Source organism: Streptomyces sp. NPDC014870 (assembly GCF_043081505.1).
Classification (GTDB): domain Bacteria; phylum Actinomycetota; class Actinomycetes; order Streptomycetales; family Streptomycetaceae; genus Streptomyces.
In genome coordinates, this window is sequence record NZ_JBIBWQ010000010.1 from 195,022 (window position 1) to 216,209 (window position 21,188).

16 protein-coding genes are annotated in these 21,188 nt (G+C 72.4%); 8 read left to right on the forward strand and 8 right to left on the reverse strand.

The features are described 5' to 3' along the window. The first annotated feature begins 252 nt into the window (after positions 1–252). Positions 253–2,502: an MMPL family transporter gene (locus ACF09C_RS27690; protein WP_392095295.1), complete on the forward strand. Its 2,250-nt coding sequence runs from the start codon at positions 253–255 to the stop codon at positions 2,500–2,502. Positions 2,503–2,638: 136 nt separating this feature from the next. Here the strand turns inward: ACF09C_RS27690 and ACF09C_RS27695 are convergent, their stop codons facing one another. From ACF09C_RS27695 to ACF09C_RS27715, 5 genes are all read right to left on the reverse strand, one after another. Further along, a complete protein-coding gene (locus tag ACF09C_RS27695) occupies positions 2,639–4,657 on the reverse strand; it encodes an ATP-binding protein (protein ID WP_392095297.1) in 2,019 nt (672 codons plus the stop codon). Between the two features lie 83 nt (positions 4,658–4,740). Further along, positions 4,741–5,985, reverse strand: coding sequence for an MFS transporter (locus ACF09C_RS27700; RefSeq protein ID WP_392095298.1), 1,245 nt, complete (start codon positions 5,983–5,985; stop codon positions 4,741–4,743). 53 nt (positions 5,986–6,038) lie between these two features. Then, positions 6,039–7,691, reverse strand: coding sequence for an IclR family transcriptional regulator C-terminal domain-containing protein (locus ACF09C_RS27705; RefSeq protein WP_392095300.1), 1,653 nt, complete (start codon positions 7,689–7,691; stop codon positions 6,039–6,041). Beyond that, positions 7,688–8,284: an RNA polymerase sigma factor gene (locus ACF09C_RS27710; RefSeq protein ID WP_392095302.1), complete on the reverse strand. Its 597-nt coding sequence runs from the start codon at positions 8,282–8,284 to the stop codon at positions 7,688–7,690. The genes ACF09C_RS27705 and ACF09C_RS27710 overlap by 4 nt, the downstream gene beginning before the upstream one ends. Continuing rightward, positions 8,278–8,565, reverse strand: a complete 288-nt coding sequence (locus ACF09C_RS27715; protein WP_392095304.1) for a hypothetical protein — start codon at positions 8,563–8,565, stop codon at positions 8,278–8,280. The genes ACF09C_RS27710 and ACF09C_RS27715 overlap by 7 nt, the downstream gene beginning before the upstream one ends. Before the next feature lie 217 nt (positions 8,566–8,782). On the opposite strand from ACF09C_RS27715, the gene ACF09C_RS27720 reads away from it, so the two are divergent. From ACF09C_RS27720 to ACF09C_RS27730, 3 genes are read left to right on the forward strand one after another with little or no spacing between them, the layout of a single operon-like run. Then, the gene (locus tag ACF09C_RS27720; protein ID WP_392095306.1) at positions 8,783–9,643 is read left to right on the forward strand and encodes an ABC transporter ATP-binding protein; all 861 of its coding nucleotides are present in this window, start codon (positions 8,783–8,785) and stop codon (positions 9,641–9,643) included. After that, complete coding sequence (locus ACF09C_RS27725; RefSeq protein WP_392095308.1) at positions 9,640–10,620, forward strand: iron-siderophore ABC transporter substrate-binding protein; 981 nt, start codon at positions 9,640–9,642, stop codon at positions 10,618–10,620. Before ACF09C_RS27720 ends, ACF09C_RS27725 begins: the two co-directional genes overlap by 4 nt. Positions 10,621–10,625: 5 nt before the next feature. Next, complete coding sequence (locus ACF09C_RS27730) at positions 10,626–12,692, forward strand: iron ABC transporter permease (protein WP_392095309.1); 2,067 nt, start codon at positions 10,626–10,628, stop codon at positions 12,690–12,692. A 93-nt stretch (positions 12,693–12,785) separates the two neighbouring features. On the opposite strand, the gene ACF09C_RS27735 is transcribed toward ACF09C_RS27730, so the two are convergent. The 3 genes from ACF09C_RS27735 to ACF09C_RS27745 form a co-directional block, all read right to left on the reverse strand. Continuing rightward, positions 12,786–15,182, reverse strand: a complete 2,397-nt coding sequence (locus ACF09C_RS27735) for an ATP-binding cassette domain-containing protein (protein WP_392095563.1) — start codon at positions 15,180–15,182, stop codon at positions 12,786–12,788. A gap of 152 nt (positions 15,183–15,334) precedes the next feature. After that, positions 15,335–15,691: a VOC family protein gene (locus tag ACF09C_RS27740; RefSeq protein WP_392095311.1), complete on the reverse strand. Its 357-nt coding sequence runs from the start codon at positions 15,689–15,691 to the stop codon at positions 15,335–15,337. Between the two features lie 81 nt (positions 15,692–15,772). After that, positions 15,773–16,747, reverse strand: a complete 975-nt coding sequence (locus ACF09C_RS27745) for a LysR family transcriptional regulator (protein WP_392095313.1) — start codon at positions 16,745–16,747, stop codon at positions 15,773–15,775. A gap of 79 nt (positions 16,748–16,826) precedes the next feature. Here ACF09C_RS27745 and ACF09C_RS27750 point away from each other — a divergent pair, with 79 nt between their 5' ends. From ACF09C_RS27750 to ACF09C_RS27765, 4 genes are all read left to right on the forward strand, one after another. Further along, positions 16,827–17,708 carry an EamA family transporter gene (locus ACF09C_RS27750; RefSeq protein WP_392095315.1) on the forward strand — a complete coding sequence of 294 codons (882 nt, stop codon included), beginning with the start codon at positions 16,827–16,829 and terminating at the stop codon, positions 17,706–17,708. 197 nt (positions 17,709–17,905) lie between these two features. Continuing rightward, positions 17,906–18,988 carry a sugar ABC transporter substrate-binding protein gene (locus tag ACF09C_RS27755; RefSeq protein WP_392095316.1) on the forward strand — a complete coding sequence of 361 codons (1,083 nt, stop codon included), beginning with the start codon at positions 17,906–17,908 and terminating at the stop codon, positions 18,986–18,988. An 87-nt stretch (positions 18,989–19,075) separates the two neighbouring features. Next, positions 19,076–19,858 (forward strand): ATP-binding cassette domain-containing protein, encoded by a 783-nt coding sequence (locus tag ACF09C_RS27760; protein WP_392095318.1) that lies wholly within the window; start codon positions 19,076–19,078, stop codon positions 19,856–19,858. Then, entirely contained in the window at positions 19,855–21,168 is a 1,314-nt protein-coding gene (locus ACF09C_RS27765; protein WP_392095320.1) for a sugar ABC transporter permease, read from the forward strand. Before ACF09C_RS27760 ends, ACF09C_RS27765 begins: the two co-directional genes overlap by 4 nt. Positions 21,169–21,188 lie beyond the last annotated feature (20 nt).

The following is a 21,188-nucleotide window of genomic DNA, read 5'->3' on the forward strand; positions in this document are numbered from 1 at the left end:
CTCCAGCGGCAAGCGTGGCGCCACCGGAGTGTCCGTCTGGCGCCATCCCTCTGTGGCCCTCGTGTGTCACCGCATCCCGCTGGGCCCGCTCCGCAGCGCTCGCGTACGGCCCTCGTGCTGCTCGCGTACCGCTCTCGTACCGCGGTCCTGCCGCACTCGTACCGCACTCGTACCGCTCTCGGACCGGACTCGTACCGCGTTCGTGCCGCTTTCCGTTCCGTACTCTCCGGACCACCGACAGGAGTCCCAGCCGTGGCTACCTTCCTCTACAAACTCGGCCGTCTCGCCTTCCGGCGCCGCTGGCTGATGCTCCTGCTGTGGGTGGTGATCTTCTGCGGTGCGGGCGTGGCCGCCTCCTCCGCGCCGCCGCCACCCGCCGACACCTTCTCCATGCCGGGAACGGAGTCGCAGAAGGCCTTCGACCTCCTGGAGGAGAAGTTCCCGGCCGTGAGCGCCGACGGCGCCGGCGCGCGCATCGTGGTGCGCGCCCCGGAGGGCGGGAAGATCTCGGACCCCGCGCACAAGGACCAGGTCGCCGCGCTGGTCAGGCAGGTGAAGGCGTCCCCGCAGGTCGTCTCGGTGAGCGACCCCTTTGCGACGCAGGCGGTGAGCAAGGACGGCACCACCGCGTACGCCATCGCCACCTACAAGGTCTCCGCCGCCGAGGTCGGCGACAAGGCGCACGACGCGCTCGACGACGCCCTGGCCACGGCGCGCGCCGGCGGTCTGTCCGCGGAGGCGGGCGGCGACGCGGTGAAGATCGAGGCCGCGATGAGCGGCACCGGCGAGAAGATCGGCATCCTGGTCTCCGCGGTCGTCCTCGTCCTCACCTTCGGTTCGGTGATCGCCGCCGGAATGCCGCTGCTCACCGCCCTCATCGGCGTCGGCGTCGGCATCTCGGGCATCACCGCGCTCGGCTCCACCCTAGGACTCTCCAGCACCACGTCGACCCTGGCGATGATGCTCGGCCTCGCCGTCGGCATCGACTACGCCCTGTTCATCGTCTCCCGCTACCGCGCCGAGCTCACCGAGGGGCGCGACCGCGCCGATGCCGCCGGGCGGGCGGTCGGCACCGCGGGCTCCGCGGTCGTCTTCGCCGGACTCACCGTCATCGTGGCCCTCGCGGGCCTGGCCGTCGTGAACATCCCGATGCTCACCAAGATGGGCCTCGCCGCCGCCGGCACCGTCGCCATCGCCGTCCTCGTCGCCCTCACCCTCGTACCGGCCCTGCTCGCCTTCGCCCCCGTCAAGGTGCTTGCCCGCCGCGACCGGGCGCGGTTCTCCGGCAAGCCGCTCAGCCCCCGCCGGCAGCGCAAGGCCGCCGCGCGGGCCGAGAAGGACGCCCGCCGCAAGCCGAACCTCGGTTCCCGCTGGGCCAGTTACGTGCTGCGCCACCCCGTCGCCGTGCTGCTGGTCGCCGTCGTCGGCCTCGGCGCGGTCGCCGTACCCGCCGCCAGCCTGGAGCTCGGACTGCCCGGCGAGGGGACCATGGCCCCCGACACCACCCAGCGCAAGGCCTACGACATGCTCTCGGAGTCCTTCGGCGCCGGGTTCAACGGGCCGCTGATGATCACGGTGGAGGGCGAGGACGCGGCCGCCGCCGCCAAGACCGTCGGCGAGCGCCTGGCCGAGCAGGACGGCGTCGCCGCCGTCACGCCGGCCACGCCCAACGAGGCGGGCGACACCGCGATCCTCAACGTCGTCCCCACCACCGGCCCCACCGACGCAGCGACCGAGGACCTCGTCCGCTCGCTCCGCGGCCTCTCCGACGGCTTCCGTGCCGACACCGGCGCGGAGGTGCTGGTCACCGGCCAGACCGCGATGTTCATCGACTTCTCGCAGACCCTGAACGACGCGCTGCTGCCCTATCTCGCCCTGGTCGTCGGCCTGGCGTTCCTGCTCCTGATGGTCGTCTTCCGCTCGATCCTCGTCCCGCTCAAGGCCGCCCTCGGCTTCCTCCTCTCCGTGACGGCGGCGCTCGGCGCCGTGGTGGCGGTCTTCCAGTGGGGCTGGCTCGCCGATGTCTTCGGCGTCGACCAGCCGAGCCCGATCATGAGCACGATGCCGATCTTCATGATCGGTGTGGTCTTCGGCCTGGCCATGGACTACGAGGTGTTCCTCGTGACCCGCATGCGGGAGGCGTACGTCCACGGGGCACGGCCCTCCGAGGCGGTCGTCACCGGCTTCCGGTACGGCGGCCGGGTGGTCGCCGCGGCGGCCGCGATCATGATCAGCGTCTTCTCCGGCTTCATCGTGGAGGACAACGACTTCATCAAGATGATCGGCTTCGGTCTCGCGGCCGCGGTGCTCTTCGACGCCCTCATCGTCCGCATGACGATCGTGCCCGCCCTCTTCGCCCTGCTCGGCAAGAGCGCCTGGTGGCTGCCGCGCTGGCTCGACCGGCTCCTGCCGAACCTTGACGTCGAGGGCGAGAAGCTCTCCCGCACGGCCCCGTCCGGGCGGGTGGCGACTCCGCGCCGGGAGCGTGAACTCGTCGACTAGCGACGGGGTGCCCCACCCACCACGTCAGGCCCGGCGGCTCCATGCCGCCGGGCCTGACGCGTACGGCTGATCCCACCCGCGCCGGTCTCCTCGCCCGGGCGCCGACTCTCCCGGGCATCGGTGCATCGGCACGGAGTCAGCGGCCCAGCTCCAGCACCGTCTCCACGGTCGCCCCCGGGTCCGTGAGCCTGCCCCAGGTGTACGCCTTGTCGTACGCCCAGTCGCCCGCCGCCTGCCGGGCCGACGCCTGGGACCGGGCCCGCAGCGAGGCGAGTTCGGGCGTGCCGCGCTGGGGGTGTCCCACGGTCTCCCACAGCGACTGGCCCGCGCCGAAGGCCTGCGCGGAGATCTCGCCGTCGCCGCGCGCCGCCAGGGCCGCGGCCATGATGTCCAGGCCGAGGGCGATCCCGAATGCGTCCCCGATCGTCCGCTTCTCCCGGATCATCGCCCGCGCGTGCCCGGCGGCGTCATCGGGCCGGTCCTCGTACAGGGCGATCAGCGCGAGCTGGTACTCCGTGTACGAACGCGTCCAGTGCTCGCCGATCGCCACCGCCCGGTCCCTCAGGTCCTCCGCCTCGGCACGCGCCTGGTCCAGGTGTCCCGACCCCGTCAGCCCGGACACCCGCACAAGGCGGCACCGGGCGCGGGCCGCCTCACCACCGGGACCGGCGGCCGCCGCCAGCTCCCGGTCCGCGATGTGCAGGGCGGCGAGCGGGCGGCCACGCAGCAGCATCACAAGCCCCTGGAGATAGCCGGCGTCCGCCACCAGCGCGCCCGAGTCCGCGGCGAGCGCGGCGGCCCGTGTCGCCCGGCCGAGCCGCGCCGCCCCCTCGTAGTCCCCCTGCAGGCACCGCACCACACCCAGGGCCCACAGGGCCTTCGCCCTGACCGCGTGCGGCGCGTCGACCAGCTGGAGGAACTCGCCCAGAAAGTGCCCCGCCTCGTGCAGCCGGCCGCAGCAGGCCCAGAAGAACCCGACAGCGCCCGCCGCGCGGAGCGCGCCCTCCGGGTCCACGAGCAGCAGTCGCTCCATCGCCGCGCACAGGTCGGCGTGCGACGCCGCCACCGTTGCGTACCCCGTCGCCTGCCCCGGCCCCCACCAGCCCTCCTCCGCCCGGGTCACCAGCTCGCCGAAGTACCGCGCGTGCCGATCGGCCACGGAGTCGCTCTCGCCGAGCTGCGTCAGCCACATCTCCCCGTACTCGCGGACGGTGTCGAGCATCCGCACCCGACCCCCGACCACGGACACCAGACTCTTTCGCTCAAGACCGGCGAGCGCGTCGGGCAGCGTCCGCGCGGTCAACGGCCCGCCGGCGCACACCTGCTCGACGGCGGCCAGGGCCGGTTCGGCACGGAACACCGAGAGCCGCGCCCACAGCAACCGCTCCACCGGCTCGCACAGTTCGTGGCTCCACCCGATGGCCGTCCGCAGGGTCCGGTGCCGTTCCGGTCGTACGCCCGCGTCCTCCGGGGCCGTGAGAGCCAGGCGCTCGCCCAGCGCCCGGGCCATGACCCGTACCGGCTGCCGGGGGAGCTGGGCGGCGGCCAGGCAGAGGGCGAGCGGGATGCCGTCCAGGCGCCGGCAGATCTCGACCGCCACGACGACGTCCCGCGGACCGTCCCACCGCACCCCGACGGCGGTCGCCCCGGCGGTGAACAGAGCCAGCCCGTCCGTGTCCGGATCGAGCGGCTCCACCTGATGGACCCGCTCCTCGGGCCGGCCGAGACGCTGACGGCTCGTGGCGAGTACGGCCACACCCGGGCAACGCGCGAGCAGCTCCGCCACCAGCGCGGCGCAGTCGGCGACCAGGTGCTCGCACGAGTCGAGGACCAGCAGCACGCGGCGCGCGCCGATCCACGCGCACAGCGCGTCCAGCGGATCGCGTGCCGAATGGTCGGCGAGCCCGCACGCGTCGGCGACCACGGCGGAGAACAGCGCCAGGTCGCTCAACGGCCACAACGGAGCCCAGTACACGGTCTCGAACATGCGGGCCGACGCTTCCTCCGCCACCCGCCCCGCCAGCCGGGTCTTGCCGACGCCGCCGACCCCGACCAGGGTCACCAGCCGGTGATCCGCCAGTACGGCAAGGAGTTCGACGACTTCGTCGCCACGCCCGAGGAAGGGGCCGGTACCGGGCTGCATCCAACTCTGCACGCTCGCATTGTGACCCCGGGCACCACCCCGTCACACCGCCTTCGGACACCTACGGGTGACACGGGTGCGCCACGGCCCCCGGCTCAGGGCGTCTTCGCGGGCTCCCGCCGCGGGAGCAGCAGGGGCGTGGCCAGGAGTACGACGCCTGCCGCCGCGATCGCGACGCGGGGGCCGGTGACGGCGGCCAGGAGACCCCACCCGGCTGTCAGGGCGGCGATCGTGGCGCCGGTGCTGACCGACCACGCCGCCAGCGTCCGGGCCAGCCGGGCGGGATCGGCGTGCTGAAGCCGGTAGGTGGCCAGGACCGGGTTGAACAGGGCGCAGCAGGTCACCAGGCCGAACTGGAGGGTGATCACGAGCACGATCCCGGGGACGCCCGGCTGGACGAACGCCAGCCCCAGGGGCCAGATCGCGCGCAGCGTCCCGGCGGTGCGGAGCACCGCGCCCTGCCCGTACCGCGCCACGAGCCGGGGCGCGAGGCGGGCGCCGAGGAGACCGCCGACGCAGGGTGCCGCGAAGACGAGGCCGTACTGCCAGGGGGAGAAGCCGAGCTCGCGCAGCAGGAGCAGGGCGAGCAGCGGCTCGGGCGCCATGATCAGGCCGTTGACCACGATCGTGTTGAGGAAGAGCGGGCGGAGTGTGGGGTGACGGAGGATGTGCCGCCAGCCCTCGAAGAGGTCGCGCGCCCGCAGGCGGGGCCCGGCCGGCCGCGGGGGCTTCGGCTCCGTCCCGCCGATGGAGTGGATGCCGAGGGCGGAGAGCAGATAGCTGAGCGCGTCGGCAAGGACCGTCGTCACCGGGCCGAACACGCCGATCGCGGCCCCTCCGAGCGGGGGCCCGACCATGCTGGCGCTCCACATCGTGGACTCGAACCGCCCGTTGGCGACGAGCAGGTCCTCCGGCGGCACCAGCGCCTTCAGATACGCGCCGGAGGCTGCCCTGAAGGCGATGTCGGCCGCGGCGACCACGACGGAGACGACGAGGAGCTGGACGAAGCCGAGCCACCCGAGCGCGAACGCGGCGGGCACGCTCACCAGGGCCGCGAACCGGGTGAGGTCCATCGCCACCATGACGGGCCGCTTGCGGCGGAACTCCACCCAGGGGCCGAGCGGCAATGCCAGCAGGGCACCCACGGCCCGCCCGACGGCTGCCAGCGCCGCCACCTGGGCCGGCCCGGAGTCCAGTGCGAGGACCGCGATCAGGGGAAAGGCGCCGAACCCGAGCCAGGTCCCGTACGTACTGACGGCGTACGCCGCCCACAACCGCCGGAACCCTGGCCCCAGAGACCGCCTCCGCCCGGTCTGCTGGTAGGGCGGGGCGGTCGTCATGGGCGGAGAGTCTATCGGCGAGACCAGGCGAGACCCGGCGGAGCCGCCGGGCGTCAGGGCAGGGCACGGCGTGGCTCCGGTGTTGTGGTGTCCGCCGACGGTGGGGTGTCCTCGTTGAGGAGCTGGGCGAGAAGGAGCCCCGTGGCGCGGTGGCTCAGGGAGTGGGCGGCGGTCAGGAGGCGGGGGTGCTGGTGGGCGGGCAGGGAGAGGGCGACGCTGGTGGCCCGGCCCGGCAGCCCGAGCGAGTACGCGACGCAGACCTCCGTCCGGGAGTATTCGAGCAGGTCGAACTGGGCCGCGTGCGGGCCGTGTCCGTCGAGTGTCTCGATCAGGGCGCGCGGGTTGGTGATCGTGCGGTCGGTGAGCTGGATGGAGGGGTAACGGCTGAGGTGGTCCATGCGGGAGTCGAAGTCGAGCTGGGCCAGCAGACTCTTGCCGACGGCGCTGGCGTGGCCGGTGTCGGTGAACGGAGCCCACTCGTCCACCGGCGGGGCGGTGGCGCTGTGCGCCGCCTCGTGAATGCGGATCTCGCCGTCCGTGTAGCTGCTGAGATAGACGGCGGCGTCGAGTTCGTCGCGCAGACCGGCCAGTGTCCGCCTGAGCAGCAGGCGGTCGGGGTCGGGCTCGGTGACCAGCTCCATGACCGGTCCGGGGTGGTGGACGCCGGCCACGGTGACGACCAGACCCTGGCCGCGGAGCCACTCCAGGAGCAGCGCGGTCGCGTTGAGGGACATGCCCGCGCGCTGCGCGAGGGTACGGGTGTCCGTGCCTCCCGCCGCGACGATGACGTGGACCAGGTCCCTGGCCCGTTGGGTGGCCTGCCAGCGGGCGGGGATCACGGCGGGGGAGTGGTGCCGCCTGGCCATGTCGTGCAGGACTGCGGGTCGCAGGGCGTTCGCCGACCACCACGGCTCGTCGCCGCGTCGGCCCGCCCCGGCCGCCTGGAGCGAAGGGGACAGGGGGGAGTTCTCGGCGGGGAGTTCGGGCAGCACGAGCGCAGGCCCGGACTCCTGCCCGCCCGCCAGGGCGGTCAGTCGTGGCCGCCCGCTCTCCTCCCCGACCGCGTCCACGGGCGGGTGCCGGTAGGCGCTGGGCACCTGCGGTGCCGGTACGAGGAAGAGCTGTGGTTGTCCGGCCGCTTCCCCGCCGGCCGTCTCGGCCGGTGGAGCATCGGGCTCGGGGTGGAGTCGCGCGGAGAGCATGTGCGCGGGCACTCCGAGCCCGGCGCGAACCTCCTCGAAGAACTCGGTGTCCTCGTCCAGGGGCGTCGCCGCGCCCGGCGCCGCGCGCCGGTTCCCGAGCGCGGCGAGCAGTCGGGCCGCGTCCCCGTGTCCGTGCCGCGCCGCCTCGGCGACCAGATAGCCCGCGTCGTCGGTCCACGGGCCACCGGCCCGCAGCGCGACCACGGCGAGCCGGAACAGCGCCCCCGGGTGGCCGACGGCCGCGGCCTCGCCCAGCCACTGCGCGGCGCTCGTCAGTTCGTCCCGGCCGAGGGCCTTCGACCCGAGACGGTAGAGCGAGTTGGCCCGCCCGCGCTCCTGGCGGCCCGTCCCGTAGAACTCGGCGAGCGGGCCGAGGTCGCCGTCGGGCCGGTCCCAGAAGTCCGGGGGGCCGGCGAGCCGGCTCATCAGTTCCACGAGCCCGGCCGGGACGTCCGGCGCCGGGCGGCCGCCGCTGACCTCGTTGAAGCGGCTCACAACCGTCACCTGTCCTTCTTCAAGCATCGTGTCGTCCTTCGGTGCTGGTCGCGGATGAACGCGCCCAGCGCGTCCCGCAGTTCGGCCACCGCCTTGTGCCGCTCCCGGTGGAGTCGGTCGGTCCGCATGCCGAGCGAGGCCGCGATCTGTACATCGCTGAGGCCTTGGCTCTGGAGCCGTACGACCTGGCGCCGCCGGCTCTGCGGCATCGCGTCGATGGCGGGCAGGACGAGATCCCGCAGGGGATCGAACTCGCCCACCGCCTGGCGCTGTTCGGGCAGCGAGACGGTCAGTCCGTCGCCCGCGAGCTCCAGTCTTCCCTCACTGCGGAGCCGGTCCCTGGCCAGGTTCCAGGCGGCGGCCCGGAGATAGGCCGGGACGTTCACCTTCTCGTCGAGTTCGCCTTTCGCGGCCTTGCGCGCCACCCGCAGGAACGCCTCCTGCGCCACGTCCTGGCAGGCCTGGAGGGAGAGCTTCTCGTCGCTCCGCCTGCGCAGGAAGAGCGGCTCCCGGCCCATGAACACGGTGTAGTGGTCGTACAGCCGCTGTCCGACCCCGCCGTCCGTCGCGCGCGGTGCCTGCCTCGTCTCGCCGTCTACCACGGGGCGCGCTCCTTCGCCGAGGACGGCCGGCCGGCCGGGTCCGGAGCCGGGGCCAGGACGACCTCGACGGTGACGTGCGCGGCCGCCCCGGCGGGCCCGGGGTCTCGCGGCGAGGAGCCCGGTGCGTCCCGCTGGTCGGCGGCGGGCCGCTCGGTGCCTCCTCGGGACCGCCGCCGGTCCAGGTACAGCTGCACGGCCAGGTGTACGGCGGCGGCGAGTCCGGGGATCACCACGCTCGTCAAAGCCGGGGCGAGCCCGGTCCACTCGAAGGGCGGCGTCATCTGAGTCGTTCTCCATCTGTTCCGAAGCGGACGCGGGAAGCGCCCTTGCCTCACAGACGGCCGACGACGGCCGGTTCTCCCTCCAGGACCGCAATGGATCGAAAGTGGTCGGAGGGTTGGGTGGGTTGAACGGAATTGACCGATCTGGCTCTGGTCCTTGGTCCGAGGCCGCGCCCCCTGGTCCACGCCGGAATTAGGTTAGGCTAACCTGTGCGGCGTGAGAGTTGGTGAAGAAAGCCCGCAGGCCACGCCCGTACGCGGTCATGCGCTGTCGGCCACGGACGTCACCGTCGCCTATGACGGTGTCGATGTCGTGCACGGCGCGTCCGTGACACTGCGGCCCGGCGACGTGACCGTCCTGGTCGGCCCGAACGGCAGTGGCAAGTCCACGCTCCTGCGGACGGTCGCCCGCCTTCAGCGCCCCCGGAGCGCGGCCCTGACCCTTGACGAGGACACGGACGGCCTGGCCCTGACGCCCCGCGAGTTCTCGCGGTACGTCGCCCTGCTGACGCAGGGTCGCCCCACGCCCAGCGGGCTGACCGTCCGGGACGTCGTCGAGTTCGGCCGCTACCCCTACCGGGGCCGCTGGGGCAAGGCGGACCCGGGCGGCAAGGACGCCGTGGACCGCGCGCTGCGCATGACCGGCGTCGAGGAGTTCGCCGGCCGCGGCGCCGAGCACCTCTCCGGAGGACAGCTCCAGCGCGTCTGGCTCGCGTGCTGCCTCGCCCAGGAGACCGGTGTGCTCCTCCTCGACGAACCCACCACCTACCTCGACCTGCGCTACCAGATCGAACTCCTCGACCTGATCCGCGACCTGGCCGACGACCACGGCATCGCCGTCGGTGTCGTCCTGCACGACCTGGACCAGGCGGCAGCCGTCGCCGACCGGGTCGTGCTGCTCCAGGCGGGACTGATCATCGCCGAGGGCCTCCCCGAAGACGTCCTGACCGCCGAGCGCCTGACGGACACGTACGGCATCCGCATCGACGTCGACACCGACCCTTCCACAGGCCGCCTGCGCACCCGCGCGATCGGCCGCCACCACACGCGAAGCGAAAGGCTCAGCCCCACCTCATGAGACGCCTCCTCCTCACCGCCGCGGTCGCCACCGCCGCGGCGCTCACCCTGACCGCCTGCGGCACCACCGAGCCCGCCAAGGACGACGCCAAGAAGTCCGCCGAGCCGATCACGCTCACCGACGACACCGGCGCCAAGGTGGAGCTCGACGGACCCGCCAAGAAGGTCGTCGGCACCGAGTGGAACGTCGTCGAGACCCTGATCTCCCTCGGCGTCGACCCTGTGGGCGTCGCCGACGTCAAGGGCTACAAGACCTGGGACTCCGCCGTCCCGCTGAAGAACGACCCCAAGGACATCGGCACGCGTGGCGAGCCGAGCGTGGAGACCGTCGCCGCGCTCAAGCCCGACCTGATCGTCGCCACCAGCGACCTGCCGGCCGCCGCCGTGAAGCAGCTGCGCGGCATCGCCCCGGTCCTGAACCTCACGGCCGCCGACGCCGCCGACCCGATCGGCCGGATGACGAAGAACCTCGACGCCATCGCCAAGGCCACCGGCACCACCGCCCAGGCCGACAAGCTCAAGAAGGGCTTCGAGGCGAAGCTCGCCGAGGGCAAGAAGGCCCTCGCCGACGCCGGTCTCGGCGGCGCCAAGTACGCCTTCGCCGACGGCTACCTGGTCTCCAACCAGGTCCAGATCCGTCCGTTCACCAGCGGTTCGCTGATCGGCGCCGTCAACGAGAAGCTCGGCCTGAAGAACGCCTGGACGGTCAAGGGCGACCCGGCCTACGGCCTCGGCACCACCGACGTCGAGGGCCTCACCACGCTGGGTGAGGGCGTCCACTTCGCGCACATCAGCAACGACGGCGACCCGAGCAGCAACCCCTTCGAGGGCGCCCTCGCCAAGGACAAGGTGTGGACCTCGCTGCCGTTCGTCAAGAAGGGCGACGTGCACCGGCTGCCCGACGGCATCTGGATGTTCGGCGGTCCCGAGTCGATGAACCAGTACGTCGACTCCGTCGTCAAGGCGCTGACGAAGTAACCCCGATGGCCGTCACCGCACCTTCCTCCGCCACCCTTCCGTCGGCTGTCGCGTCCCGGTCGGGCGCGGCCGCGGTGACGGCCCTCCTGCTCCTCCTCGTCGGGGGCCTCGCCCTCGTCGACATCACCCAGGGAACCGCCGCCGTCGGCGCCTCCGAGGTGTGGAAGGCGTTCACGGGCCAGGCCGATCCGGCCGACGCGTCCGTCGTCATCGCCTCCCGCCTGCCCAGGATGGCCGCCGGACTGCTCGTCGGCGCCGTCCTCGGCATGGCGGGCGCCGCCCTCCAGGCCGTCAGCCGCAACGTCCTCGCCTCGCCCGACACGCTCAGCGTGAACGCGGGCTCGTACCTGGCCCTCGGGCTCGTCTCCGTGAGCGGGCTCTCGCTGCCGCTGCTCGCCTCCTCCGGTGTCGCCTTCGTCGGCGGCCTCGTGGCGGCGGCCGTCGTCCTCGGGCTCTCGGGCCTCGGCGCCGGCACCGTACGGCTCGTGCTCGCTGGCAGCGCCCTCACCCTCGGCCTCACCGCCTTCACCGAAGGCCTGATGCTGCTCTTCCCGCAGGAGACGGAAGGGCTGTTCACCTGGAACCAGGGCAGCATCTCCCAGAACGGCTTCGACGGCGTCGTGCAGATGGCGCCCATCGGCCTCATCGGACTCGTCGGACTGCTGCTCGTCTCCCGCAAGGTCGACGCCCTCGCCCTCGGCGACGACGCGGCCCGCGGTCTCGGCGTCCCCGTCCGCGCCACCCGCATCACCGCCGTCGTGCTCGCCGCGCTGCTCTCGGCGGCGGCGGTCACGCTCGCCGGACCGATCGGCTTCGTCGGCCTGTGCGCCCCCGCGCTCGTGCGCCCCCTCGTCCGCCGGTTCCGCGCCTTCGCCCGCGCCCGGGCCGCGCTGCCCCTCGCCGGACTCGCCGGTGCCGCCCTCGTCCTCGGCTCGGACGTGCTGCTGCGCGCCGTCATCCCGGCCGACACGGCCGTCGCCGTGCCGACGGGCGTGGTCACCAGCCTCGTCGGCGCCGTCTTCCTGATCGTCATGGCGACGCGGGTCCGCGACACCGCGGGGGCCGCCGCGGTCGACCGGCTGCGCATCCGCAGCCGCGCCGTCTTCCTGACGACCACGACCGTCCTGGTCGCGGCCCTGGTGGGGGTGACGATCGCCGCCGTCCTGCTCGGCGACAGCAAGCTGCTCCTCGGCGACGTCGTCAACTGGGCGCAGGGCAACGCGGGCCGGACCGTCTCCTTCGTCCTCGACACGCGCGTGCCCCGGGTGCTCGCGGCGCTCCTCGCGGGCGCGGCCCTCGCCCTGGCCGGAACGCTCGTCCAGGCCGTGACCCGCAACCCGCTCGCCGAACCCGCGACGCTCGGCGTCTCCGGCGGCGCCGCGCTCGGCGCGGTCCTCCTCGTCACGTCCGTGCCGCTGGCCACGTCCTGGAGCGTCGCCGGCGCCGCGTTCGCGGGCGCCGCCGTCAGCTCCGTCATCGTCTTCGGGCTCGCGGCGCGGGGCGGGTTCCAGCAGAACCGGCTCGTCCTCGTCGGCTTCGGCGTCGCCACCGGCTCGGCCGCGCTGATCAGCCTGCTCATCGTCCTCACCGACCCGTTCAACGCGACCAAGGCCCTCACCTGGCTGTCCGGTTCGACGTACGGGCGGACCATGCCGGACGTCGTGCCGCTCGCGCTCGTGCTCGCCGTCGGCGTGGTGGCCGCGTTCGCACGGCGGACGGAGCTCGACCTCGTCTCCCTCGACGAGGACACCCCCCGGCTCCTCGGGCTCAGCCTCGGCCGGGGCCGCCTCGGCTTCCTCGTGCTCAGCGTCCTGCTCAGCGCCACCGCCGTGGCCGCCGCGGGCACCATCGGCTTCGTGGGCCTGGTCGCCCCGCACGCGGCCCGCGCCCTCGTCGGCCGGCAGCACGCGCGCGTGGTCCCGGTCGCGGTCCTCCTAGGCGCCGTACTCGTCTGCACGGCCGACCTGTTGGGCCGCACGGTGATCGCGCCGGGCCAGCTCGGCGCGGGCATGATGACGGCCGTCATCGGCACGCCGTACTTCCTCTACCTGCTGGTCCGCAGCCGTCGATAGCAACGCCGGCCACGCGCGCGTGAGCCCCGCCCCGGGAATCCCGGGGCGGGGCTCACGCGCGACACGCGGCAGAACAGGGGCCGAACGGGCCGCTCAGCCGCCGACGTACGCCGCCAGGTGCTCGCCGGTGAGCGTGGAGCGGTCGGCGACCAGCTTGGCGGGCGTGCCCTCGAAGACGACCTTGCCGCCGTCGTGGCCGGCGCCGGGACCGAGGTCGATGATCCAGTCGGCGTGCGCCATCACGGCCTGGTGGTGCTCGATGACGATCACCGACTTGCCCGAGTCGACCAGCCGGTCGAGCAGCCCGAGCAACTGCTCCACGTCCGCGAGGTGGAGCCCGGTGGTCGGCTCGTCGAGCACGTAGACACCGCCCTTGTCGGCCATGTGGGTGGCCAGCTTCAGCCGCTGCCGCTCACCGCCGGACAGGGTGGTGAGCGGCTGGCCGAGGGTGAGGTAGCCGAGCCCGACGTCCGACAGCCGTTCGAGGATCTTGTGCGCGGCCGGAGTCTTCGCCTCTCCGTCGCCGAAGAACTCCTCGGCCTCCTCCACCGACATCGCGAGCACCTCGCTGATGTCCCGCCCACCGAGCCGGTATTCGAGCACCTCCGCCTGGAACCGCTTGCCCTCGCAGTCCTCGCAGGGCGTGGCCACGCCCGCCATCATCGCCAGGTCCGTGTAGATGACCCCGGCGCCGTTGCAGGTGGGGCAGGCGCCCTCGGAGTTGGCGCTGAACAGCGCGGGCTTGACGCCGTTCTCCTTGGCGAAGGCCTTGCGGATCGGGTCGAGCAGACCCGTGTACGTGGCAGGATTGCTGCGGCGCGAGCCGCGGATCGGGGTCTGGTCCACCGACACCACGGTCTCGTCCGCCGGGATCGACCCGTGGACCAGGGAGCTCTTCCCGGAACCCGCGACGCCGGTGATGACCACCAGCGCCCCCAGCGGGATGTCGACGTTCACGTTCCGCAGGTTGTTCGCCGTGGCACCGCGGATCTCCAGCGCGCCGGTGGCCGTGCGCACCGACTCCTTGAGGGAGGCCCGGTCGTCCAGGTGCCGCCCGGTGATCGTGTCCCCGGCCCGCAGCCCCTCGACGGTCCCCTCGAAGCAGACGGTGCCACCGCCCGTGCCGGCGCCGGGGCCGAGGTCGACGACGTGGTCGGCGATCGCGATGGCCTCCGGCTTGTGCTCCACGACGAGCACCGTGTTGCCCTTGTCCCGCAGCCGGAGCAGCAGGTCGTTCATCCGCTGGATGTCGTGCGGGTGCAGACCGATCGTCGGCTCGTCGAAGACGTACGTGACGTCGGTGAGCGAGGAGCCGAGGTGCCGGATCATCTTGACGCGCTGCGCCTCGCCGCCCGACAGCGTGCCCGCCGGCCGGTCCAGGGAGAGGTAGCCGAGCCCGATCTCCACGAAGGAGTCCAGCGTCCGCTGGAGCGCTTCGAGCAGCGGCGCCACCGACGGCTCCTTGAGTCCGCGCACCCACTCGGCCAGGTCCCGGATCTCCATCGCGCAGGCGTCGGCGATGCTGATCCGCTTGATCTTCGAGGACCGGGCCCCTTCGCTGAGCCGGGTGCCGTCGCACTCGGGACAGGTGGTGAAGGTGACCGCGCGCTCCACGAACGCCCGGATGTGCGGCTGCATCGACTCCTTGTCCTTGGACAGGAACGACTTCTGGATCTTGGGGATCAGCCCCTCGTAGGTGAGGTTGATGCCGTTGACCTTGATCTTCGTCGGCTCTCCGTAGAGGAAGGCCTGCAGCTCCTTCTTGGTGTACCTGCGGATCGGCTTGTCCGGGTCGACGAAGCCCGACTGTGCGTACAGCTGCACGGTCCACTGGCTGTCCGACTTCCAGCCGGGGATGGTGAACGCGCCCTCGGACAGCGACTTGGAGTCGTCGTAGAGCTGTGTGAGGTCGATGTCGGTGACCGAGCCGCGGCCCTCGCAGCGCGTGCACATGCCGCCGGTGCGCTGGAAGGTGGCCTTCACCGTCTTGGTCTTCGCGGCCCCGCGCTCGACGGTGATCCCGCCGCTCGCCCGGACCGAGGCCGTGTTGAAGGAGTAGGCGCTGGGCGGACCGATGTGCGGCTTCCCGAGCCGGCTGAAGAGGATCCGCAGCATCGCGTTGGCGTCGGTGGCGGTGCCGACCGTGGAGCGCGGGTCGGCGCCCATCCGCTGCTGGTCGACGGTGATCACCGTCGTCAGCCCCTCCAGGACGTCGACCTCGGGTCGGGCGAGGGTCGGCATGAAGCCCTGGACGAAGGTGCTGTACGTCTCGTTGATCAGCCGCTGCGACTCCGCCGCGATCGTGTTGAACACCAGCGAACTCTTGCCCGAACCGGAGACTCCGGTGAACACCGTCAGCCGGCGCTTCGGGATCTCGATGCTGACGTCCTTGAGGTTGTTCTCGCGCGCTCCGTGCACGCGGATCACGTCGTGGCTGTCGGCACCGTGCGGCGCGGGCGGCTGCGCGCCCTTCCTCGTGGCCATGCTGATCGTGTCTCTCCGTCCGTGGGCCGCGGCCGCGGGGCCGCGGGCCGCCGTCTTTCCTTCTCTGTCTCCGGTTCTGCTTCCCGTTCTACGTCACTTCCCGGTTCTACGTCTCCGGGACGGCCGACGGCAACGGTCCACCGGCGCGTCGCGCGCGCTCACCGGTCCTGGACGAGCCCCAGCACATTGCCGTCGGCGTCCGTGAACGTGGCCACGAGACGGCCGCCGCCCACGTCCTTGGCCGCGTCCCGCACGGTCCCGCCGGCCGCCGTGACCTCGGCCAGCTTCGCCTCGATGTCCGGCACGTGCCAGTACGCCACCGGCGAGGTCATGCCCTGCGGGCCGCCGCCCGGCACGAGCCCGATGTGCTGGCCCTCGACGTCGAAGCCGACGTAGTACTCGCTCTCGGTCTGCGGGCGGACGCCGAGCAGCGCGGCGTACACCTCGGTCGCCTTCGCGAGGTCGGTCACCGGGTGCAGCACGGTCTTGATGCCCTGGGTGGGGGTGCCGGTCATGATCGCTCCTGTGATCGGGGGTCCCGGGGGACCGGGTCGGTGTCGTGCGGACGTCGCCCACCGACGCGCACGCCAGCCACGCTACGTGCGGCCCGAGGAGGGCGCTTCTCGATTCCTGACCGGTTCGGCGGAGGGCGGTGCGGCGGCGGGTGGTTCGGCCGCCTCCGGGGCGGCGGCGTGCGCACCGAGGCCCAGGGCGGTGAGGAACGCCGTCGCCGCGGGGGTGCGCCCCGCCGCGTTCCACACGGCGTACTCGACGCGGGTCGGCGCGTCCGTGACCTCGATCGTGGCGACACCGGTGAGCTGGTGCACGTACCGGGAGGGGAGCAGGGCGACGGCCAGGCCCTGGCCGACCAGGCGGGCCATGAAGAGATCCGCCGTCGTCACCTCGAAGGCGACGTCACGGGTGAGGCCGGCGGCCGCGAACGCCAGGTCGGACTGGACGCGCCCGGCCGTCCCGGCCGGCAGGTCCACGAAGACCTCCGAGGCGAGCCGGCGCAGATCGACCGCCGGCTCGCCCGCGAGGGGGTGGTCCGGGGCGACGACGGCGACCAGCCGGTCCTCGGCGAAGGCGTGGGCGCGGACCCCGCGCGGCGGGTCCGCCGACGTGGGCAGCCCGAGGAACGCCACGTCCAGGGCGCCGTCCCTGACCTGCTCGGCCAGCTCCTCGCTCGCGCCCACCCGCAGACCGATCCGCACCCGCGGGTACCGACCCCGGAACGTGCGCAGAGCCGCGGGGACGTCGACCGCCGCGACGGTGGGGATGAGGCCCACGGCCAGCCGTCCCCGCACCTCGCCGACGGCCGCGGCGACCTCGGCCGCCGCCCGCTCGGCGGCCTCCAGGCTCTGCCGGGCGGCCGGCAGGAACGCCGCCCCGGCCGGGGTGAGCCGCACTCGGCGGCTCGTCCGGTCGAAGAGCCGGGCGCCCAGCTCCCGTTCGAGCTTGGCGATCTGGTGGCTGAGCGCGGACTGGACCACCAGGCACCGTTCGGCGGCCCGGGTGAAGCTGCTGGTCTCGGCGACGGCGACGACGTACCGCATCTGCTGGAGGTCCATCCATCCATCGTGGATCACGATGGATGAAGTGACAAACATGTGTTGGACTCATGGATCGCCATCGCCCGAGACTGCGGGCATGACCCGTCCGACCGTTCTGTCCCGCACCCTCCTCACGGCGCTCGCGCCCGTCTCGTGGGGCACCTTCTACGTCGTCACCACCGAACTCCTCCCGCCCGCGCACCCCCTCTTCGCGGGGCTCCTGCGAGCCTTGCCCGCCGGTCTGGTCGCGCTCACGATCGGCCGGAGCCTGCCGCGCGGCGCGTGGTGGGGCAAGGCCGCCGTGCTCGGCGTCCTCAACATCGGGCTGCTCTTTCCGCTGCTCACGGTCGCCGCCGAGCGGCTCCCCGGAGGCGTGGCGGCCACCCTGGCGGCGGCCCAGCCGCTCGTCGTCGCCGTCCTGGCCGTGGCGGTCCTCCGTGAGCGGTTCTCGGCCCCGCGCCTGGTCTGGGGTCTGGTCGGCGTGCTCGGCGTCGGTCTGGTCGTGATCAGGCCGGGTGCGGCGTTCGACCTCGTCGGGGTCCTCGCCGGCCTCGGCAGCGCGGTCACCTTGGCGCTCGGGTTGACGCTCACCAAGCGTTGGGGTCGGCCCGTCGGGGTGGGGCCCACCGCCTTCGCCGGGTGGCAACTCACGGCGGGCGGACTGTTCCTGCTGCCGCTGACCCTTCTCGTCGAGGGCGCGCCGCCGGCCGTCGACGGACTCGCCGTCCTCGGCTACCTGTGGCTCGGTCTGGTCGGCGGCCTGATCGCCTTCGTCCTGTGGTTCCGCGGGCTCGGCGCGCTCCCGGTCACCTCCGTCGCGGTGCTCGTCCTGCTCTCGCCGCTGGTCGCCGCCGTGCTCGGCGCCGCCCTGCTCGGCCAGACCCTGGGCCCGGTGCAGCTCCTCGGGTTCGGGCTCTGCCTCACTGCGATCGTCGCGGCGCAACTGCCCACGCCCGCCGCCCGGAGAGCCGCCGCTTGAACCGCGTACACGCCACGCTTGAACTGCGTAAACGTCAGGTCTCCCACCGAGTGGTCAGGACCGGATCCCGGCCGGGCCGATTCACCCGCTTGCCGGACATCGAGTTGCGGCTAATGTCGTATTAAGGCCACATGTGCACCCCCTCGTCTCCCGCGCTCACGCGGAGAGGGGAAGGGGGCGTACGGAAGGAGCCCCCCATGACCCGCACATTGCGTGGCGCGATCGCCCTGGCCGGAGCCGCGGCCCTGTCCCTGGGCGCGGTCTCGATGAGCGGCGCGGCCCAGCCGGGCGCGGCGCAGGAGCAGGTGAAGATCGGCCTGCTGCTCCCCGAGAGCAAGACCACGCGCTACGAGAAGTTCGACCGGCCGTACATCGAGCAGAAGATCAAGGAGCTGGCGCCCGACGCGCAGATCGACTACTACAACGCGGCGGAGAGCGCCACCACCCAGCAGCAGCAGGTCAACACCGCGCTCACCAAGGGCAATCAGGTGCTGATCCTGGACGCGGTGGACTCCAAGTCCATCCAGTCCTCCGTGCAGAAGGCCCATGACGCGGGCGTGAAGGTCGTCGCGTACGACCGCCTCGCCCAGGGCCCCGTCGACGCGTACGTCTCGTACGACAACCGCAAGGTCGGCGAGTTGCAGGGACAGGCACTGCTCGACGCGCTCGGCGACAAGGCCGAGAGCGGCCAGATCGTGATGCACAACGGCTCGCCCACCGACCCGAACGCGGCCGAGTTCAAGGCCGGTGCGCACTCCGTGCTCGACGGCAAGGTGAAGATCGGCAAGGAGTACGACACCCCCAACTGGGACCCGAACAACGCCAACCAGCAGATGTCGGGTGCCATCAGCGCACTGGGCAAGGACAACATCGTCGGCGTGTACTCGGCCAACGACGGTCTCGCCGCCGGTATCGCCACCGCCCTCAAGGCCGCGGGCATGAACGTGCCGTTGACCGGTCAGGACGCCCAACTCGACGCCATCCAGCGGATCCTGCTCGGCACCCAGACCATCACGATCGAGAAGCCGTACAAGCCGGAGGCCGACATCGCCGCGACCATGGCGGTCGATCTCGCCGAGGGCAAGGAGCTCCCGAAGGACCTGGTGCCCCTCACGGTCACCAGCGGCAGCGGCCAGAAGGTCCCGGCCAACCTGCTCACCCCGATCGTGGTCGACAAGGACAACATCGGCGACACGGTCGTCAAGGACGGTCTGTACACGGTCGACGAGATCTGCACACCCGCCTACGAAGCCGCCTGCCAGCAGGCCGGTCTCGAGTAAGTAGGAGGAGCGGCAGGAGGAGCCGGAGCGGCGGCAGCGGCCGCCGCGCCGGCAACGCGACGGGGGCCGGGTAGGAGGCGGTTCGCGGTGCCCGAAACACCTGTGCTCAGTCTGCGGGGGATCTCGAAACGGTTCGGCGCCGTCCAGGCGCTCTCCGACTTCGACCTGGACGTCCACCCCGGGGAGGTCGTCGCGCTCGTCGGCGACAACGGCGCCGGCAAGTCGACCGCCGTCAAATCGATCGCCGGGGTCAACCCGCCGGACGAGGGCGTCATCACCTGGGAAGGCCGCCCGGTCACCATCCACCGGCCGCACGACGCCCAGAACCTCGGCATCGCCACCGTCTACCAGGACCTGGCGCTCTGCGACAACCTGGACGTCGTCGGCAACCTCTTCCTCGGCCGTGAACTGAAGCGCTGGGGCGTGCTCGACGAGGTCGGCATGGAGCGGCGCTCGCGCGAGCTGCTCGACACCCTCTCCATCCGCATCCCCAGCGTCCGCATCCCCGTCGCCTCCCTCTCCGGCGGCCAGCGCCAGACCGTGGCGATCGCCCGTTCCCTGATCGGCGACCCCAAGGTCGTCATCCTGGACGAGCCGACCGCCGCGCTCGGCGTGGAGCAGACGGCCGAGGTCCTCGACCTCGTCGAACGGCTCCGCGAGCAGCGCCTCGGCACCATCCTGATCAGCCACAACATGGTGGACGTGATGGCGGTCGCCGACCGCATCGCGGTGCTGCGCCTCGGCCGGAACAACGGCTTCTTCGACAAGCGCTCCACCACCACCGAGGAGATCATCTCCGCCATCACCGGGGCCAGCGACAGCGCGGTCACCCGCCGCCAGGCCCGCAAGCGGGAAGAGGAGGAGCGATGAGGCGCGACCGAGGCCGCCACGACCCCTCCGCCCCAGGCCCCGGCGAAGGTTTCGGCGACGGCGTCGGCCAGGAGCCGGCCCATGACGCCGTACCCGCCGTCGACACCCGGCTGATCGTCCGGGAGGAGGGCTTCAAGGGCTACGTCGGGGAGTTCGGGCGGAAGCTGCGCAGCGGCGAGCTGGGCTCGCTGCCCGTCGTCGTCGCCGTGATCATCATCTGGACGGTCTTCGGCACGCTGGACAGCGCCTTCCTCTCCGCGCAGAACCTCTCCGACCTCAGCCAGCAGATCGTCGGCACGGGGATGATCGCGATCGGCATCGTCTTCGTCCTGCTGCTCGGCGAGATCGACCTCTCCGTCGGCTCCGTCAGCGGTCTGTGCGCCGCGATCTTCGCCGTGCTCAACGTGCTGAACGGCATGAACGAATGGCTGGCCCTGCTCGTCGCCATCGCCGGCGGAGCCGCCGTCGGACTCATCCAGGGCTTCTTCTTCGCCAAGGTCGGCGTGCCCGCGTTCGTCGTCACCCTGGCGGGCAACCTCGCCTGGAACGGCCTCATGCTGCAGGTGCTCGGCACCAGCGGCACCGTCAACATCCCGAGCGAGTCCATCGTCTCGGAGCTGTACTCGACGATCTTCCACAGCCCGGCCGCCGCCTACGTCACGGCGGCCGTCGGCGTCGGTCTCTTCCTGGCCGCCCAGCTCCTCGACGCCCGGCGGCGCCAGCGCGCCAGGGTGCCGTTCCGGCCGATCGCCGAGATCGTGATCCGTACGGTCGTCATCGCCGCGATCGCCTTCGTCGCCGCGTACATCCTCAACCAGTACCAGGGTCTCCCGCTCGCGCTCCTGGTCTTCCTGATCCTCCTGGTCGTCGTCGACTTCGTGCTGCGCCGCACCTCGTACGGGCGGCAGATCTTCGCCGTCGGCGGCAACATCGAGGGTGCCCGCAGGGCGGGCATCAGCGTGCCGTTCATCCGGATGACCGTCTTCTCCATCGCCGGCACCATGGCGGCGGTCGGCGGCCTCTTCCTGGCCGGTCAGATCCAGTCCGCGAGCCAGACCTCCGGCGGCGGCAACCTCCTGATGAACGTGATCGCCGCCGCCGTCATCGGCGGCACCAGCCTCTTCGGCGGACGCGGCTCGGTCTGGTCCGCCCTGCTCGGCGCGCTGGTGATCGGTTCGATCCAGTCCGGCATGAACATCATGGGCGTCAGCAACGCCGTCCAGTTCATGATCACCGGCGCGGTCCTGCTGGCCGCCGTGGTCGTCGACTCCCTGTCCCGCCGCAGCCAGAAGGCCGCGGGGCGCGCCTGAGCCCGAAGCGCCCTCGGGTG